Consider the following 16,748-nt stretch of genomic DNA (forward strand, 5'->3'; position numbering starts at 1 on the left):
TCCTCCCGCGCGACATTCCCACGCGGCGCGGCAGGTGGCAAGCGCAATATGGTGCACGCACGACATCAAGCGACGGGTTGCGGATCGCAACCCGTCGCTTAGTGTCGGTCGCGACGGCAGTAACTCAGACGGGAGCGGTTAGATGATCATATACGGTTCGGTGGTGTCGCCCTTCGTGCGCAAATTGCTCGGTTATCTGGGTGAGAAGGGGGTTGCGTTCGAATTGAAGGGCGTCGGTATCGGCGATCCCGACCCCGGCTTCCGGGCGGCTTCGCCGCTCGGCAAGATGCCCGCGATGGATGACGATGGTTTCCGGCTCGCCGATTCGAGCGCGATCATCCAGTATCTGGAGGCGAAATATCCCGAGCCTGCCCTGATTCCCGCCGACCCGCGGGCGCGCGGGCAGGTGATCTGGTGGGAGGAGTTTGGCGATACGGTATTCGCGGCGTGCAGCGGCAAGATGTTCTTCAACCGCATCGTCGCCCCGAAATTTCTCGGCCGCGAGGGCGACCTCGCCGCCGCGACGCTCGCCGAAAGCGAAGAACTGCCGAAGCTACTCGACTATCTGGAAGGCGCGATCCCCGATTCGGGGTATCTGGTCGGCGATCGGCTGACGCTTGCCGACCTTGCGGTCGCGTCGCCGCTGATGAATTTCCGCCACTGCGGCGCAGCCGTCGATCCCGCGGAGCACCCCCGGATCGCGGCGTGGAGCACGGCGATCCTGTCGCGGCCGAGCATGGCGCCGTGGATCGAAAAGGAAGAGCGGATGATGGCGAAGGTGCTGGCCGCCTGACGCGATGCGGACGCGGGCGAGCATCTGTGCGCGCAAGGCACGCTACGCGACGGCGGAGGAAGCAGTGGTCGCGGCGCAGCGGAGCGGGCTGGTGCTGCGGCCCTATCGCTGCGACCGTTGTCGTCGCTTTCACCTGACCAGCCGGACCAGGGGCAAGTGGACGCCGAAGACGGCGGAGTGATCCGGCGCCTGTCGTGGCTACAGCCAGCCGATATGCTTGAAGCGCCAGAAGACAAGCGCCGAGCCGCCGAAGATCAGCCCGAGCGCGTAGGGGTAGCCGAGTTTCCAGCCGAGTTCGGGCATGAAGTCGAAGTTCATGCCGTAGATGCCGGCGATCGCGGTCGGCACCGCGAGGATCGCGGCCCAAGCGGCGAGCTGGCGGGTGATGACGCCCTGGCGCTGCTGTTCGAGCAGCCCGTTGGTCTCGATCACCGAAGCTGCGATGTCGCGCAGACTGGTCAGGCGGAATTCGGCGCGCTGGACATGATCCCATATGTCGCGAAAGAAGGGGCGCACCGCGGCGTCGATATTGGGCAGGTCGTCGTCGGTCGCGAGCCGCCCCGCGACTTCCTTCATCAGGCCGACGAGCCGCTGGAAGCGGATGATCTCGTGCCGCTGGGCGTAGAGATGGCGGATTTCGACTGCGTCGAGCGGGGTGTCCATCACGCTTTCCTCAAGCAGCAGCATCCGGTCCTCGATTGCGTCGATGACCGGGAAATAGCCGTCGATGATGAAATCGAGGATCGCATAGAGGACATAGTCGGGGCCGTGCGCGAGCTTGGCGGGCAGGCTTTCGAGCCGCGAGCGCACGGCCGTGTGGGTACGCGCCGAGCCGTGGCGGACGCTGACGAGGAAGTGCGGTCCCGCGAAGATCGCGGTCTCGCCGGGCTCGATCGTGTCGCCTTCGAGGTTGGCGGTGCGCGCGATGACGAAGAGCTGGTCGCCATAGGCCTCGACCTTGGGCAGCTGGTTCGCCTTCAGCGCATCCTCGACCGCGAGCGGATGAAGGCCGAAGCGCTTCGCGATGGCCTCGAGTTCGCCGGGCGTCGGTTCGTAGAGGCCGAGCCAGAAGAAGTCGTCGGCGTCGCAATTGTCGGAGACGATGTCGTCGGGACCGAGCTCGCGCACGAGCTGGCCATTGTTGTAGTGGCGGGCGGCCATGATCGGCATCGGCAGGGCTTCCGTGGCTGGGGTCCGGTCCTAGATAGGCTGCCCGGCCGGGAAGGAAAGTGGGCGCGTCGCGTCTACGTGCGCGCGGACGTCAGAATTTGACGGTGAAGCCCGTTGCGGCGAGGAAATGAAAATCATCCTTGTCGCGCGCCGGATCGTTCGAATCGCGCCACTGGCGGCGCAGTTCGAAATCGAGCGTCAGATCTTTGTGCAACCTGCTGACGAGCGGGGTGAAATTCGCCCCGACGCCGGCGCGAACACGCCATTCCTTGCGCTTTTCGGTCCCGACCAGAACATGGTCGAAGTGCGACCGGTCGGCGCGCAGCCGGACGCCGAAGCGCACGGCCCGCGCGACGGTGCGGCCAATCAGGTCGGCCCGCAGCGTATATTGGGTGAGTTCGCGTGCATCGTCCGACGACCAGCCGTGCATCACCTCGGCGCGCACGTCCCAGCTGACACCCGGGGTGTTGCTGCACGCGCCAACTATCGACGCCGGGCGTGCGGCATGGTCGCACATGATCGTACGGACGTCGACGAAGCGCAGGCCGACGGTGAGGTCCTGCCCTTGGCGCGCCCGCGAGTCGAAAAAGCCATCGTAGAAGACCGAATGGCGGAACTTGGCATAGGGGCGCCACTGGTCGTTCACCGCGGCGTCGGCGAGATCGTTCGTTTCGGCAAGCGTGAGCTTGTGCAGCGACCGGATCGCGTCGCCGCCGACCCGGATTTCGTAGAAGCGCGCGCTGGTCGGGGCCTGATCGTCGAACTTCTGGGGCGCCGAGCTGACCCCCATAGCGAGCGCGATTCCCTGACTGTGCCAGATATTCTTCTTCGACACCTCGAGCGTCGCGACATATTCGCCCTCGTCGACGATATCCTCGTCGAGGTCGAACGCATCATCCTGGGCAAAGGCGGGTGTGGCATCGAGCTTCAACTGGACCTGAAGCGGGTCGGCGAGAGCCGGCACGGGTGCGAGGCACATCAAGGAAATGAGCGCAATAATACGCATGTGAATTTCTCCCCCTGCTTGTTGCCGACCCCAATTTTTTTGAATGCGGTAAATATAGGAGGGATGATTTGCAGCGAAAATGCAAAATAATATTGGGCGTATCGCGCGCCTTTTCGGGCCCGGTCAGGCGCACGAGGTTTTGCGGCGAGGCGGGATCGCGGGCGTTCGGTCGCGCTACCGAACGAAGGTCCGGAGCATCGTGCGTTCAGTTCGCATCGCGCTCGGGCTCAGGGCGAACGGGTGATATGAAACGCGCGCCGCCTTAGATCACGCCGGCCCCGCGGTTGCCGGCCGACAGCTGCATTTCGAGCATCGTCAGTCCGCGCGCGAGGTCTTCGCGGGTGATCGCGCCGCCCAGAGAGACGCGCAGCGCCGATCCGCCGTCCTCACCCGCAGCGAAGGCGTCGGCGGTGATCGCGGTCAGCCCCGCGGCGCGCAGCACGCCCGCGAGTTGCCCCTGATCGATCCCCGCGGGCAACGGAACCCACAGATGATAGCCGCACGGGTGCGCGGCATAGCTGCCGCCGGGCAGGATCGACGCGGCGATCGCCTGCCGGGCCTTCGCCTCGGCGCGCGTTTCGGCGACCAGCCGGTCGTAGCTGCCGTTGTCGAGCCAGTGGGTGACGAGCGCGGCGTCGAGCGGCGGCGCCATCACGCTGGTTGCATGGACTTCCGCTGCGAGCGCGAGCGCGTCGCGCATCGACGGCGCGCGGACATGTGCGACGCGCAGAGCGGGCGACAGGATCTTCGACAGGCTGGCGACGTAGAAGCCGAGGTCGGGGGCGAAGCTGGTCACCGGCGCGAGCGGCTGTTCGGGCAACTGGCCGTAGGCGTCGTCCTCGATCAGCCGCACGCCGTGCCGCCGCGCGACCGCCGCGAGGGCACGGCGTTCGTCGGGATCGAGCGTGTGCGTCGTGGGATTGTCGATGGTCGGCACCAGATAGAGTGCGGCGACCCGGGTGGTGCGGCACAGCGCGTCGAGCGCATCGGCACCGACGCGATCGAGCGGCGCGAGGCGCAGCCCGGCCTTTCGCGCGAGCGCGAGAAAGACCGAATAGACATGCGTGCCGCAGGCGACGACATCGCCGGGCCGCAGCGTCGCGGCGACGATGGCGTGCAGCGCGTTCTGCGCTCCTGCGGTGACGATCACCTGATCGGGGTCGCTCGCAAGGCCGAGCCGGTCGAAGATCGCCGCACCCGCGGCGCGGTCGGCGGCGCGCCCGCCCGCCGGCGTATAATGGAGCCGCGCGCCGGCCCCCGGCGCGCGCAGCAGCGCGCTTGCCGTGCGTTCCCATGTCGCGAGCAGCGAGCCGCCGGCGACCTCGGGGGGCATGTTCATCCCGGTATCGAGCGGGGGGGCGCCAGCGGGGATCATTTCCTGCGCCAGCACGAAGCTTCCCGCGCGGCCGCGCGCGCCGATCAGCCCGCGCCCGCGCGCCCGGTCATAAGCCTTGGTGACGGTGGTGAGGTCGACCCCGAGTCGCGCGGCCATGTCGCGCTGCGGCAGCAGCCGGTCGCCGGCGCGCAGCCGCCCGCTTTCGATCGCAGCCGCCATCGCCTCGGCGATCGCAAGATATTTGGCGCCCGTGGTCCGGGCGAGGTCGGGAACCCATGCCTCAGCCATCGCTGTCGCCGACTGCCTCCCCTCTCGTGCGCGAATCCTTCACGCGCGCGTTGAGCTCGGCCCACAGCGCGCCGGTGCCGGCTTCCTGCGCCTTGTTCACATATTGCGAGGCGACGAGCCAGCCCTTGATCGGCTGCAGCGCGAGCAGGCAGGGGACGATCATCAGCGGCCCCGACACGATCAGGTGCCCCCACCAGGGCGGATTGAGCGCGACCTCGAACCAGACGACGAGGAAGAGCAGCGGAAAGGCGATGAAGCAGAGCGAAAAGAAGGCCGGGCCATCGTCGGGGGTCGCGAACTCATAGTCGAGTCCGCAAACCTCGCAGCGGTCCGCGACCTTGAGCCAGCGCCGGAACATCTTCCCCTCGCCACAGCGCGGACAATGACCATGGAGCCCGGTCCGGTAGATCCAGAGCCATTTGTCGCGTCCTTCGAGTTCGGTCGTCATCGTCCGATGTCCTGCATGATACCGTGCATAAATCCATGCACATTACCATACATAATATTCCAGCGACGCGAAGTCCAGAGGCGAACGCAAAAGCGCGCGGTCAGCAGGCGGGCACGGGTACCGTCGCCGCGGGCCAGCGCAGCTCGTAGGTGACGAGGAAACCGTCATGGTCCGACAATCGCGGGCTGTCGGGGCGGCCGTCGAACATCGCCTCGACGCGCAGCGGCCGGATCGCCAGCCGTTCGCCGTTCGCGAAAAATTGCAGGTCCTGCGTGTCCATCCAGGGTTCGTCGCCGTCCCATGACAGCGCGACCTGGCATCCCGATGCGGGATCGATGCACACCTCGTGCACCAGCGCGAGCGGATGATGCGCCGAAAATCCCTCCCACCGCGCCTCCGAATGGCGCATGTTGAAATCGCCGCCGAGGATCAGCGGGTTTTCGGGCGCCTGCGTCCGTGCGATGAAATCCGACGCAGCGAGCGCCTGCCGTGCATGCGCCGCGAGGTTGCGCGGCTCGGCGACGCCCGACGCCGCGCGCGAATTCATGTGGGTGTTGTAGACGTCGACGAGCCCGGGCACGCCGGGGAGATGGAGGCGCGCGAGCATGACGCCCTTGTTCGCGAGACAGTCGAGCCCCGCGCAGGCGCGGCGGCCATAGGCGTCGGTTTCGACCGCGACGATCGGGTAGCGCGATGCGATCGCGATCCCGCTGCCGAGCAGGCGGATGCCGACCTCGCCCTTCAGCGGCTTCGCTGACCCCGGCATCCGTCCGTTGACGGCGTCGGGCGGGTCGAGACGGCGCGGCCCGGGCGCGATGGCGGGATAGCCGCTCGCCGCGACCGCGCGCTTGGCGGCGGGGCTGAACATCTCCTGGAACAGCACGACGTCGGGGGCGGTGCCTGCGGCGTTCATCGCCGCCAGCCGCGATCCGATCTGTGCCAATTGGCGCGCGCGGCCCTTGCGCGCCGGCCAGCCGAGGCCTTCCAGATTGTAGGTCAGGACCGACAGCGTCGCGGTCCGGCTTTCGCCGTCGCTCCGCACCGGCGCGGCGGGCGCGTCGGCGCACGCCATCACGCGCAGCGGCGGCGTGGAGCCGCAGGCGCCGAGCAGCAGGGCGCTGGCGATGATCGCGATCGTCGGGGATTGCTTTCGGGTCACCGGACCGGCCTTTATCGCGGCCGATGCGATCCGTCACCGGTTGCGAGACGGATTGGCGGCGCCGCGTCGCGGGTCTATGTCTCCGCCATGACCATCGAGAAGATTTTCCTCAGCGCCAACGACCTGCTTGCCGATTCGCTCCGCCTTGGCATGCAGGTGATCGACAGCGGGTTCAAACCGACGCATCTGGTCGGCATCTGGCGCGGCGGCGCGCCGGTCGGGATCGCGGTGCAGGAACTGCTCGATTATCACGGCCAGCATTGCGATCATATTGCGATCCGTACCTCTTCCTACCACGCGATCGACCGGCAGGATCCCGAGGTGAAGGTGTTCGCGCTGGGCTATCTGATCGACACGCTGAACCCCGACGACCGGCTGCTCGTCATCGACGATGTGTTCGATTCGGGGCGCAGCATCCGCGCCTTCATCGCCGAACTGCGCGCGCGTTGCCGCCACAACATGCCGCGCGATATCCGGATCGCCACCGTGTGGTACAAGCCCGGTCGCAACGTCACCGACCTCAAGCCCGATTATTTCGTGCACGAAACCGATCAGTGGCTGATCTTTCCGCACGAGATCGACGGGCTGACGATCGACGAGATTCGCCGCCACAAGCCCGAGGCGGCGATCATCCTGCGCGAAGAAGAGGTGCCGCATGGCTGAAGGTTTCGCATCGTCCGCCGAGCGCGCGGCGTTCATCGCCGGCCTGCCCAAGGCCGAACTCCACCTCCATATCGAAGGGTCGCTCGAGCCCGAGCTGATGTTCGCGCTCGCGCAGCGCAACGGCGTCGCCATCCCTTTCGCGTCGGTCGAGGCGGTGCGCGCCGCCTATGACTTTTCGAACCTCCAGGATTTCCTCGACATCTATTATCAGGGCATGGGAGTGCTGATCGCCGAGCAGGATTTTTACGAGCTGACCGCCGCCTATCTTGCGCGCGCGCATGCCGACAATGTCCGCCACGTCGAGATTTTCTTCGACCCGCAGGGGCACACGGCACGCGGCGTCGCCTTCGAAACCGTCCTCGCCGGCATTACGCGCGCGCTCGATGACGCGAAGGCGCAGCACGGGATCAGTTCGAAGCTCATCCTGTGTTTTCTCCGCCACCTCAGCGAGGCCGAAGCCGAGGCGACGCTCGACGAAGCCCTGCCCTGGCTGGACCGCATCGACGGCGTCGGCCTCGACAGCAGTGAGGTGGGGCACCCGCCGTCGAAATTCGCACGCGTCTTTGCCCGCGCCAAGGGGCTCGGCCTCAAGATCGTCGCGCACGCGGGCGAAGAAGGCCCGCCCGACTATGTCCACGAAGCGCTCGATCTGTTGAAGGTCGACCGCATCGACCATGGCAACCGCAGCCTTGAGGATGCGGCGCTGGTCGCGCGGCTGGCGGCCGAGGGCATGACGCTCACCGTCTGTCCGCTGTCGAACCTCAAGCTTTGCGTCGTCGGCGACATGGCCGCGCACCCGCTGAAGGCCATGCTCGACGCGGGGCTCCGTGCGACGGTCAACAGCGACGATCCCAGCTATTTCGGCGGCTATGTGAACGCCAACTATGTCGCGGTCGCCGATGCGCTCGACCTGTCGAAGGCGGACATCGTCACGCTCGCGCACAACAGCTTTGCCGGGTCGTTCCTCGATGATGCGGAGAAGGCGCAGCATCGCGCCGCGATCGACGCCTACGCCTGAACCTGCTGGCGCCGCCGGGTTCAGCGTTGCCGGGCCGGGACTCGCAATTTCAGCCCGTGGAGCCTGACGACGCGGTCGTCGACGCACACCGGCGCGGCGATCAGGCGGATCCATCGCCGCCGGCCCCGTGCCGGCTGGATCTGCGCATCGAGCGTGAAGCCACGCCGGTGGCGGATCGCGTAGGCGCGAAGCCGTTCCATCGCGACGCGCGAATCGGTGCAATAGAGCGCCGCCGTTTCGTCGCGCGAGATGCGCGCGCCGTCGGGCAGGCCGAACAGCGCATAGACTTCGGGCGACCAGCTCAGGCTGGCGGTGTCGAAGTCATAGGCCCAGGTACCCGGTGCGGGCAGCGACGGCAGCGCGCGGCGGGCATGATCGGCCATCGCCGAACTGGCGTCGAGAACGGCGTCGGGCAGCAGCTGGCCGAGCGCGAAGTGACGCTCGCGCTCGTAGATCGGCCAGCTGTGATGGATCGGCAATGGTTCGGTATGTTTCACAGCCTCGCTATCCCCCGGGCGACGCAGCCTGATCGCTGCGCCATAACAAGACATGCGGATCCGCTCTAGTGCGACGCGCCCATCGACACTTGCTTGGGCAGCGGCGCGCACCAGACCGAGGCGGCGGCGATCAGGAAGACGACGCCCGCGGCGAGGAACAGGTGGAGCACCCCGATCGTCGATGCCTGTACCTCGACCAGCCGCTCGATCGCGGCGCGCGCCTGTTCGAGCGTCAGCCCGGCGCGCTGGAGCATGTCCATCGTGCCGCCGGTGTCGTTCATGCTGCTCACCATTTCGGATCGCGCGACGCGGCTCTGGCTGTCCCACGCGGTCGTCGCGACCGCGGTGCCGATCGCGCCCGACAGGGTGCGCAGGAAGCTCATCAGCCCCGCCGCCGAGGTCTGCTTGTCGGCGGGCACGCTCGACAGCGCGAGCGCGGTCAGCCCGACGAAGAAGAAGGGCATGCCCATGCCCTGGAGCAGGTGCGGCAGCGCGAGCGTCCAGTAATCGACGTCGGCGTTCCAGCTGGCGCGCAGGATCGAGACAAAGGCCATCCACAAGATGCCCGCGCTGATCGAGATGCGGATGTCGATCTTGCCGATCAGCCCCGCCGCGACCGGCGACAGCAGCACCGCGAACACCCCGATCCATGCGACGATATAACCCGTATCGGTCGCGGTATAGCCCGCGACCTGCTGGAGCCAGAGCGGCGTCAGCACGACCTGCGAGAAAAAGGCGCCGAAGCCGAGCGAGATGGCGATCGTCGCGAAGCTGAACCCCCGGAAGCGGAAGACGCGCAGGTCGACGACCGGATTGGCGTCGGTGAGTTCCCAGATGACGAAGGCGACGAAGCTGAGCGCGGCGACGATCGCCAGCGTCACGATCCACGCCGACCCGAACCAGTCGTGCTCGCGCCCGGTGTCGAGCATCAGCTGGAAAGCGCCGACCGACAGCACGAGCAGGATCAGTCCGACGGTGTCGATCCGTGCCTTGGCGCGTTTGGTCTCGAACGGCCCGAGCAGGCTCGCGACGCCGAAGAAGCAGATCGCGACGACGGGCAGGTTGATGAAGAAGATCCACGGCCAGCTCCAGTTGTCGCTGATCAGCCCGCCCAGGATCGGCCCGAGAATCGGTGCCGTCGTCGTCGTCATCGCCCAGATGGCAAGGCCTATCCCGGCCTTTTCCTTGGGAAAGATGCGCAGTAGCAGGATCTGCGACAGCGGCATCAGTGGACCGCCGGCGAGCCCCTGGAGGATACGGAAAAAGATCAGCGCATCGAGCGTACGCGATATACCGCAAAGGAAGGAGAAGAGGCCGAAGCCGACGATCGACCAGAGGAACCAGCGCACGGTGCCGAAACGCATCGCGAGCCAGCCGGTGAGCGGCACGCTGATCGCGTCGGCGACCGCATAGCTGGTGATCACCCACGTCCCCTGGGTCGGCGACACCGCGAGCCCGCCCGCGATATGCGGCACCGACACATTGGCGATCGTCGAATCGAGCACCACGACGAAGTTGGCGAGTGCGAGCGCAAAGGCCGCCGCGATCAGCCTGGCCCCGCGCAGCGGCGCGGGGTCGTCCGCCAGGAGCGCGGATGGCGGCGCGGCGGCGCTAGCCATGATTCAGCTGCCGAATCCCGTCGCGGCAGACAAAGCGAAGCGATCGCACGCCGGCGATCACCGCATCGCCTTCGGCCCGGCGCGGCGACGGATTGGCGCGATGCACGGTCACGTTCCGCCGCGCGTGTCGATCGTTGCTTCCATCGACAGGCCGACACGCAGCGGATGCGCCTTCAGCTGCTTCGGATCGAGCGCGATGCGCACCGGCAGGCGCTGCACCACTTTCACCCAGTTGCCCGTCGCATTCTGCGCCGGGATCAGCGAAAAGGCGGCGCCGGTCCCGCCGGCGATGCCGACGACCCGGCCGCGATAGACGACGTCGTCGCCATAATAGTCCGACACAAGCTCGACCGGCTGGCCGATCCGGATCTTGCCGAACTGGCTTTCCTTGTAATTGGCATCGACATAGGCGGTGTCGATCGGGACGATCGTCATGATCGGCGCCCCGGCGGCGATGCGCTGCCCCACCTGCACCTGCTTGTTGGTGACGATACCGCCGACCGGCGCGCGGATCACGGTGCGCGCCAGGTCGAGCCGGGCCTTGTCGAGCCGCGCCTGCGCCGCTGCGACGTCGGGGGCGGTGTCGATCGTCGTTCCGCGCACGAGCGCCTCGGCGGCGCCAAGGTCGCCGCTCGCCGAACCCTGCGTCGCCTGTGCCGCGGCTATTCCCGCTCCGGCCAGGTCGCGCGCCGCGCGCGCCGATTGCAGCGCCGCGCGCGCGGCGGTCAGTTCCTCGCCCGACACCGCGCCGGTTCCCGCCAGGCTTTCGCGCCGCGCGAGCTCGCTCTGCGCGCGGGCGACCGCCGCGTCGGCGTCGCGCAGCCGCGCGCGCGCCTGATTCACATCGGCTCCGCGTGCCGTCACGCGCGCACGGGCGGCGTCGGCGCTGGCGCCCGCCTGGCCGTAACGCTGACGCGCCTGGCGCAGCGCCGCCTCGGCATCGGCGACCGCGATGCGGGCGTCGGCGTCATCAAGAATGACCAGAATGTCGCCCTTTTTCACCGCCTGCGTGCCCGCGACGCGAACCTCGTGGACCGGGCCGGCGATCAGCGCGGTGACGACCGCCGAATCGGCGCCGACATAGGCGTTGTCGGTGTGTACGCGCCCCGCCTGCGTCAGAACGTACCAGATGCCCCAGCCGGCCGCGATGACGACCAGCGCGATGCCGAAGATGCGGAACAGCTTCCTGCGCTTGGCGCCGCGCGCCGCGTCGGTCTCGGTCGCCGCCGTATCGTCGGCCATCATAGCTCTCCTGTTGAAGTCTGCGCGGCATAGCCGCCGCCGAGGGCGCGGATCAGCGCGACGTCGAGCGCGCGCTGGCGCGCCTCGAGCTCGGCGACCGCGCGCGCAAGCGCGACCATGCCGTCCTCGGCGGTCAGGGCAACGATCTGGTTCGAAAGCCCCGCGCGATAGCGCAGTCCGGCGAGCTTCGCCGCCTCTTCGGCGGCGGCGAGCGCGGCGCGCCGTTCGGCGAGCTGCCGCGCGTTGGCGGCGCGGCTCGCCACCGTGTCGGCGACCTCGCGCAGCGCCGCGACCAGCGTGCGGTCATAGGAAGCGACCGCCAGGTCATAATCGGCGCGCGCGCCGCGATAGCGGCCCTGGAGCCGCCCGCCGTCGAAGATCGGCAGGCTGAGCGCGACGCCACCATTGCCATAGCCGGAGCCCTTGTCGAACAGGTGCGACAGCCCCAGCGATTGCAGCCCGACCAGCGCCGACAGGCTGATGTTCGGATAGAAATCGGCGCGCGCCACGTCGATGCGCCGCCCTGCGGCGTCGGCGCGCAGCCGCGCCGCGACAATGTCGGGGCGCCGCCCGATCAGGCCGATGCCGGCGTCGGCGGGCAGACCGACGGTCGGCGCCGCGAGCGCGGGTCGAGCCAGCGCGAGTCCGCGATCGGGACCGGCGCCGAGCAGCGCGGCAATGCGGTGCCGCGTCAGCGCGATCGCCTCCTCCAGCGCGACGACATCGGCGCGCGCAGCGGCCGACCGGCTTTCGGCCTGGCGCTCGCTCGCCCGGTTGTCGAGCCCGGCGCGGGTGCGCTCCGCAGCCAGTTCGGCGCTCGCCGCGCGGATCCGCGCCGCATTCTCGGCGACAGTGAGCGCGTCATATTGCCCCGCAAGATCGGCATAGGCCGCCGCGATTCCGGTGGCCAGCATCAGCCGTGCCTGCGCCGCATCGACGCGCGCCGCCTCGGCCTCCGACGTCGCGGCGGCAAGCGCCGCGCGGTTGCGGCCCCACAGGTCGAGGTCGAAGGCAAAGGTCGCGGCGACACGCCCCGTATCCTCGACCCCGTCGGGCACGAACTGCGGCGGGATGCCCATGGTCTTGCTTTGCTGGACGCCGCCGGCACTCGCCTCGACGGCGGCCCGCGGGCCGAGCGCGGCGCCCGCCTGCTGGGCGAACGCGTCGGCGGCGCGCACCCGCGCCGCGGCGATCGCGACGTCGGGCGCGTTCGCCAGCCCCTCGGCGATCAGCGTGTCGAACTGGGGATCGCCCCATGCGCGCCACCAGCCCTCGGCCGGCCATTCGCCCGACGCGTCGGCAAAGGCCTGCCGCGTTTCGAGCGTCGCGGGCGACGCCGGCACGGGTTTCGGCCCAAGGTCGGGAACCGCGGCGCATCCCGCCAGCAGGGCCAGAACCGCGGAGGAGAGAAACAATGATCGGGGCATGGCGTCCAACGATACTAGCTGGTATCATGCGCCCTTGAACGGCGGAGAATGCGTTGTCAATTGAAATGATACCAGACAGTACGGCCGAAGGCCGGAGCGCACCCGACGATGCCGCCGCGGCGCGGCGCCAGGCGTTCGTCGATGCCGCGCGCGAGCTGTTTTTCGCCAACGGCTATGCCGGCACGACGATGTCGGCGGTCGCGGGCAAGGTCGGCGGTTCGAAAACCACGCTGTGGAGCTATTTCCCGTCGAAGGAGGAGCTGTTCGCGGCGGTCGCCGACGACCTCGTCGAACATTATGGTACCGCCTTGCAGGTCGAGCTGCCGGTCGACGAACCCGTGCCCGAGGTGCTGCGGCGGTTCGGTTATGTGCTGATATCGACGCTGCTGTCGACGCCGCTGCTTTCGCTCTATCGCCTCGTCGTCGGCGAGGCCGAGCGCTTTCCGCACCTCGCCGAGACCTTTTACGAGCGCGGGCCGCGCCGGGGCAAGGCGCGCCTCGCCGCGTGGATGGGAGAAAAGATGGTGCGCGGCGAACTGCGCATGGGCGACCCGATGCAGGCGGTCTATCATTTCGCGGGCCTCTGCCAGTCGGGGGTCTATTATCATGCCGTGCTGGGCCTGCCCGAGGGGCGCGACCATAGCCGCCTGCCGCGCGACATCGACGCGGCGGTCGATACCTTTCGCCGCGCATGGGGAATCGCCGCGACCGACTGACCCGGCCGCCGATATGGGTCCGTTGCGGACTCACCGGTGTGGCGCGGCGGCGCAGCCGTGTGGGGGATAGCCACCGATCCGGACCAAAAATGCATCCGTTGCGGAGGCGCTCGCCGTTGCCGTCGCAAGGCCGCCCACCCAGTCTGCGCGGTGGATATCGGGAGGGTGGGGATGCCGCAGGCGGACCAGCAGCTGCGATCGGACCGGGATGCGCCGGCCCACGCCCTTGCGGCGTTCCTGCCGCCGCACGCCGGCGCGCTCATCGGCCTGCTGACACCGCAAGACCGCGAAACGCTGGACCGCATCGCGCTGTCGCCGCCTGCGCGCTCGGCCTTCCCCGCGGCGTCGATGACGGCGATCATGAAGGCGACGCGCCTGTGCAACCTGCGCTGTACCTATTGCCATTCGTGGCGCGGCGCGCCGAGCCGCCCTATGACGTTCGAGGTGATGGCGCGGGCGACCCGCGATCTGCTGTCGTCGCCGGCGGTGCGCGAGGTCGATTTCGTCTGGCACGGCGGCGAAGTCACGCTGCTCCCGGTCGCCTTCTTTGCCAAGGCGGTCTATCTTCAGCTGCTCTTCAAGCGGACCGGACAGACGGTGCGCAACGCGATCCAGACCAATGCGACGCTGATTTCGGACGCGTGGATCGACTTTTGGCAGGCGCATGATTTCGAGGTCGGCGTCAGCATCGACGCCACCCCCGAACTGCACGACAGCCGCCGTCTCGACAAGGCCGGGCGCGGCAGCTGGGCCGCGGTGCAGCGGGGGATCGCGCGGCTGAAGGCGGGCGGAATCCGCTTCGGCGGGCTGGCGGTGCTGACCGAGGATGTGCTGGCGGTCGACCCCGCCCGCTATCTGGAATCGCTCGCCGAATGCGGGCTGACGGGGGTCGCGCTGCTCAACGCGATCCCCGATGCGTCGGGAGAGCGGCGCGACGGCGATTCCTACCTTCCGTTCGATGCTTTTGTCGATTTCATGGTCCGGCTCTATGCGGTGTGGGACGACCGGTTTCGTGGCGTGCTGAGCATTCGCGAGTTCGAATCGCTCGAGAATAATGTCGCGGGCGGCAAGCCGCTGATCTGCGTGCATTCGGCGTCGTGCATGGGGCGGTTCATCACCGTCGAGCCGACGGGCGAGGTCGCTCCCTGCGACAAATATGACGGCGGTGCGGGCTTCCACTTCGGCCGCCTCGGCGTGCGGTCGCTCGCCGACCAGATTGCCGATGCGCCGGGCATGGCGGCGCTGCGCGCCGAAGAAGCGTCGCTGAAGGCGGCGATGGCGCCCTGTCCGTTCGTCGGGGTTTGCCGGGGCGGCTGTCCGCACGATGCGCGCATGCGCGCCGCGGCCGGTCTGCCCGGGGGATGCTGCGGGCTGCGGCCGCTGATCGAGGAAGTTCAGGCAAGGAAGAGGAGGAAGAGCGATGGCACGTCAAGTCGAACTGACCGAGGAAGAATTTAAGCAGCTGAGCGCCGAGCTTTCGGGCGGCAAGCTTGAAGGCGACGGCAAGGTCTTTGCGCAGATCCTGGTCGATCATGCGCAGCAGGCGCGGATGGCGCAGAGCCTCGACGATCCGGGCTGGTACTTCAGCTGGACCTATCGTTTCTGACCGGCTGGCTGCGGGTTCCACACCGGCGCTCGCCAGTGCGGTCCCGCGGCACTGCCGCGTCCCGGCTACGCCGCGGCGTCGGGCTTCACGCAGCGATCAGGACGCTGCGATAGTCGCGATCCTCAAAGGCGTGGCCCGCGCCGACTGCGACGCACAGCAGTGCATTGTCGGCGACCGCGACCGGGAGCCCGGTCGCGCGCGCGATTGCGATATCCATCCGCCGGAGCAACGCACCGCCGCCGGTAAGCGTGATGCCTTCGTCGATGATGTCGGCGGAGAGTTCGGGCGGCGTCTGTTCGAGCGCCGCGCGCACCGCACCGACGATCTGCCCGACGGGCTCGGCGAGCGCTTCGGCGACTTCGACCTCCGACACTTCGACCTCGGCGGGGCGCCCGGTGACGAGGTCGCGTCCCTTGACTCCCATCACCATGCCGGAGCCGTCGGGCGGAACCGCGCAGCCGATGGTGAGTTTGACGCGCTCGGCGGTCATTTCGCCGATCATGAGGTTGTGCTTGCGGCGAATGTAGGAGGAGATCATCTCGTCCATCTTGTCACCGCCACCGCGGACCGAATTGCTGTAGGCGATGCCGCCGAGCGACAGCACCGCGACCTCAGTGGTGCCACCGCCGATGTCGACGACCATAGCGCCGCGCGGTTCGGTGACTGGCAGGCCGGCGCCGATCGCGGCGGCGAGCGATTCCTCGATCAGCTGCACCGACAGCGCGCCGGCGTTCGACGCGGCGTCGCGGATCGCGCGGCGTTCGACCATCGTCGATCCCGAAGGCACGCACACGACGACATTGCTGCGCCGGCGGAGCGGACCGGTACCGCCCGCCGCCTTGTCGATGAAATATTTGATCATCTGTTCGGCGACGGCGATGTCGGCGATGACGCCGTCGCGGAGCGGGCGGATCGCCTCGATATTGTCGGGGGTCTTGCCCATCATCGGCTTGGCGTCATTGCCGACGACCTTGACACGGCGCACCCCGTCGCGCGTTTCGAGCGCGACGACCGAAGGTTCGTTGAGGACGATCCCGCGGTCACGGACATAGACGACCGTGTTCACGGTGCCGAGATCGATCGCCATGTCGCTGGCGGCGGAAGTGAAGCGGTGGAAGAACTTCATAGGGGGGCTTGGACTTTCGGGAATGCGAAGCGCAAACGGCGAGGTCCGCCCCCCCTTTGGTCCGGCCCCCGCACATTCGTCCTTCGCGGACTGCGTTTGTGACAGGAGGAGGTCAACATGCGCCGGGGCGGTTGCTGACAGGCCGTTGGTTTCTCAAGTCCGGCCGAGCCGGTAATCAGCGGCCGTGGAGGCGTGCGAGCGCGATCCCGGCGAGATTCTGCGCCCGCCCGATGTGGCGGATTCGCGGCGCTGGCCCCTCGGCGGCGAGCGCGCGGAAGACGGCGAGATGATCCGCCGCCGCGCCGCGCGCGCGAACGGTGCCGTTCGCCTGTGCGATCACCGTCGCGGCGTCACCCAGAAGCACATAATTGGCGAGCCCGCGCGCCCGCGCGAGCCGCAGCGCGGCGATCAGCGCGAGCCATTCGGCATCAAGGCTGCCCCCGGTGCCGATATTCCGGTCGATCGCGGCGATCCCGCCGGTCACCACCGCGATCTCGATCGGGCCGGGATTGGGGCGGCAGCCGCCGTCGAAATAGATTTTGGTGCGGCGGCGCGGCATGGGGCCAGCATTAGCCGGTTTGCCGTGGCTGGGTATCGGCTTTCTTCGCCACGGGGAACGGGGTGAGGCCGTTTT

General features: G+C 68.2%; 17 protein-coding genes. 6 read left to right on the top strand and 11 right to left on the bottom strand.

Annotated elements, in window-relative coordinates; genetic code table 11:
* Positions 1 to 142: 142 nt before the first annotated feature.
* On the top strand, positions 143 to 793 hold the full coding sequence (locus EAO27_RS01500) for a glutathione S-transferase family protein (RefSeq protein ID WP_242776396.1): 651 nt from the start codon (positions 143 to 145) through the stop codon (positions 791 to 793).
* A 198-nt stretch (positions 794 to 991) separates the two neighbouring features.
* Here the strand turns inward: EAO27_RS01500 and EAO27_RS01505 are convergent, their stop codons facing one another.
* The 5 genes from EAO27_RS01505 to EAO27_RS01525 form a co-directional block, all read right to left on the bottom strand.
* A complete protein-coding gene (locus tag EAO27_RS01505; protein WP_242776398.1) occupies positions 992 to 1,963 on the bottom strand; it encodes a magnesium and cobalt transport protein CorA in 972 nt (323 codons plus the stop codon).
* Positions 1,964 to 2,054: 91 nt separating this feature from the next.
* Positions 2,055 to 2,942, bottom strand: a complete 888-nt coding sequence (locus tag EAO27_RS01510; protein WP_242776400.1) for a hypothetical protein — start codon at positions 2,940 to 2,942, stop codon at positions 2,055 to 2,057.
* A 289-nt stretch (positions 2,943 to 3,231) separates the two neighbouring features.
* Positions 3,232 to 4,593 carry a PLP-dependent aminotransferase family protein gene (locus EAO27_RS01515; RefSeq protein WP_242776402.1) on the bottom strand — a complete coding sequence of 454 codons (1,362 nt, stop codon included), beginning with the start codon at positions 4,591 to 4,593 and terminating at the stop codon, positions 3,232 to 3,234.
* Positions 4,586 to 5,041: a DUF983 domain-containing protein gene (locus EAO27_RS01520; RefSeq protein WP_242776404.1), complete on the bottom strand. Its 456-nt coding sequence runs from the start codon at positions 5,039 to 5,041 to the stop codon at positions 4,586 to 4,588. Before EAO27_RS01520 ends, EAO27_RS01515 begins: the two co-directional genes overlap by 8 nt.
* Positions 5,042 to 5,141: 100 nt before the next feature.
* Positions 5,142 to 6,200 (bottom strand): endonuclease/exonuclease/phosphatase family protein, encoded by a 1,059-nt coding sequence (locus tag EAO27_RS01525; RefSeq protein WP_242776406.1) that lies wholly within the window; start codon positions 6,198 to 6,200, stop codon positions 5,142 to 5,144.
* An 87-nt stretch (positions 6,201 to 6,287) separates the two neighbouring features.
* Between EAO27_RS01525 and EAO27_RS01530 the strand changes: the two genes are divergently transcribed.
* A complete protein-coding gene (locus EAO27_RS01530; RefSeq protein WP_242776408.1) occupies positions 6,288 to 6,863 on the top strand; it encodes a phosphoribosyltransferase family protein in 576 nt (191 codons plus the stop codon).
* Positions 6,856 to 7,881 (top strand): adenosine deaminase, encoded by a 1,026-nt coding sequence (locus EAO27_RS01535; RefSeq protein ID WP_242776409.1) that lies wholly within the window; start codon positions 6,856 to 6,858, stop codon positions 7,879 to 7,881. The genes EAO27_RS01530 and EAO27_RS01535 overlap by 8 nt, the downstream gene beginning before the upstream one ends.
* 20 nt (positions 7,882 to 7,901) lie before the next feature.
* On the opposite strand, the gene EAO27_RS01540 is transcribed toward EAO27_RS01535, so the two are convergent.
* From EAO27_RS01540 to EAO27_RS01555, 4 genes are all read right to left on the bottom strand, one after another.
* Positions 7,902 to 8,378 carry a hypothetical protein gene (locus tag EAO27_RS01540; RefSeq protein WP_242776411.1) on the bottom strand — a complete coding sequence of 159 codons (477 nt, stop codon included), beginning with the start codon at positions 8,376 to 8,378 and terminating at the stop codon, positions 7,902 to 7,904.
* Positions 8,379 to 8,443: 65 nt separating this feature from the next.
* Complete coding sequence (locus EAO27_RS01545; protein ID WP_242776413.1) at positions 8,444 to 9,997, bottom strand: DHA2 family efflux MFS transporter permease subunit; 1,554 nt, start codon at positions 9,995 to 9,997, stop codon at positions 8,444 to 8,446.
* 108 nt (positions 9,998 to 10,105) lie between these two features.
* Positions 10,106 to 11,239, bottom strand: coding sequence for an HlyD family efflux transporter periplasmic adaptor subunit (locus EAO27_RS01550; protein ID WP_242780387.1), 1,134 nt, complete (start codon positions 11,237 to 11,239; stop codon positions 10,106 to 10,108).
* Entirely contained in the window at positions 11,239 to 12,666 is a 1,428-nt protein-coding gene (locus tag EAO27_RS01555; RefSeq protein WP_242776416.1) for an efflux transporter outer membrane subunit, read from the bottom strand. Before EAO27_RS01555 ends, EAO27_RS01550 begins: the two co-directional genes overlap by 1 nt.
* 65 nt (positions 12,667 to 12,731) lie before the next feature.
* On the opposite strand from EAO27_RS01555, the gene EAO27_RS01560 reads away from it, so the two are divergent.
* The 3 genes from EAO27_RS01560 (at position 12,732) to EAO27_RS01570 (ending at position 14,988) form a co-directional block, all read left to right on the top strand.
* On the top strand, positions 12,732 to 13,382 hold the full coding sequence (locus EAO27_RS01560) for a TetR/AcrR family transcriptional regulator (protein ID WP_242776419.1): 651 nt from the start codon (positions 12,732 to 12,734) through the stop codon (positions 13,380 to 13,382).
* Between the two features lie 171 nt (positions 13,383 to 13,553).
* On the top strand, positions 13,554 to 14,840 hold the full coding sequence (locus EAO27_RS01565) for a radical SAM protein (RefSeq protein WP_242776421.1): 1,287 nt from the start codon (positions 13,554 to 13,556) through the stop codon (positions 14,838 to 14,840).
* Positions 14,803 to 14,988: a hypothetical protein gene (locus EAO27_RS01570; protein WP_242776423.1), complete on the top strand. Its 186-nt coding sequence runs from the start codon at positions 14,803 to 14,805 to the stop codon at positions 14,986 to 14,988. Before EAO27_RS01565 ends, EAO27_RS01570 begins: the two co-directional genes overlap by 38 nt.
* An 85-nt stretch (positions 14,989 to 15,073) precedes the next feature.
* On the opposite strand, the gene EAO27_RS01575 is transcribed toward EAO27_RS01570, so the two are convergent.
* Positions 15,074 to 16,114, bottom strand: a complete 1,041-nt coding sequence (locus EAO27_RS01575; RefSeq protein WP_242776425.1) for a rod shape-determining protein — start codon at positions 16,112 to 16,114, stop codon at positions 15,074 to 15,076.
* A 175-nt stretch (positions 16,115 to 16,289) separates the two neighbouring features.
* On the bottom strand, positions 16,290 to 16,673 hold the full coding sequence (locus tag EAO27_RS01580; RefSeq protein ID WP_242776427.1) for a reverse transcriptase-like protein: 384 nt from the start codon (positions 16,671 to 16,673) through the stop codon (positions 16,290 to 16,292).
* Between the last annotated feature and the right edge of the window lie 75 nt (positions 16,674 to 16,748).

It is taken from the genome of Sphingopyxis sp. YF1, from assembly GCF_022701295.1.
Classification (GTDB): domain Bacteria; phylum Pseudomonadota; class Alphaproteobacteria; order Sphingomonadales; family Sphingomonadaceae; genus Sphingopyxis.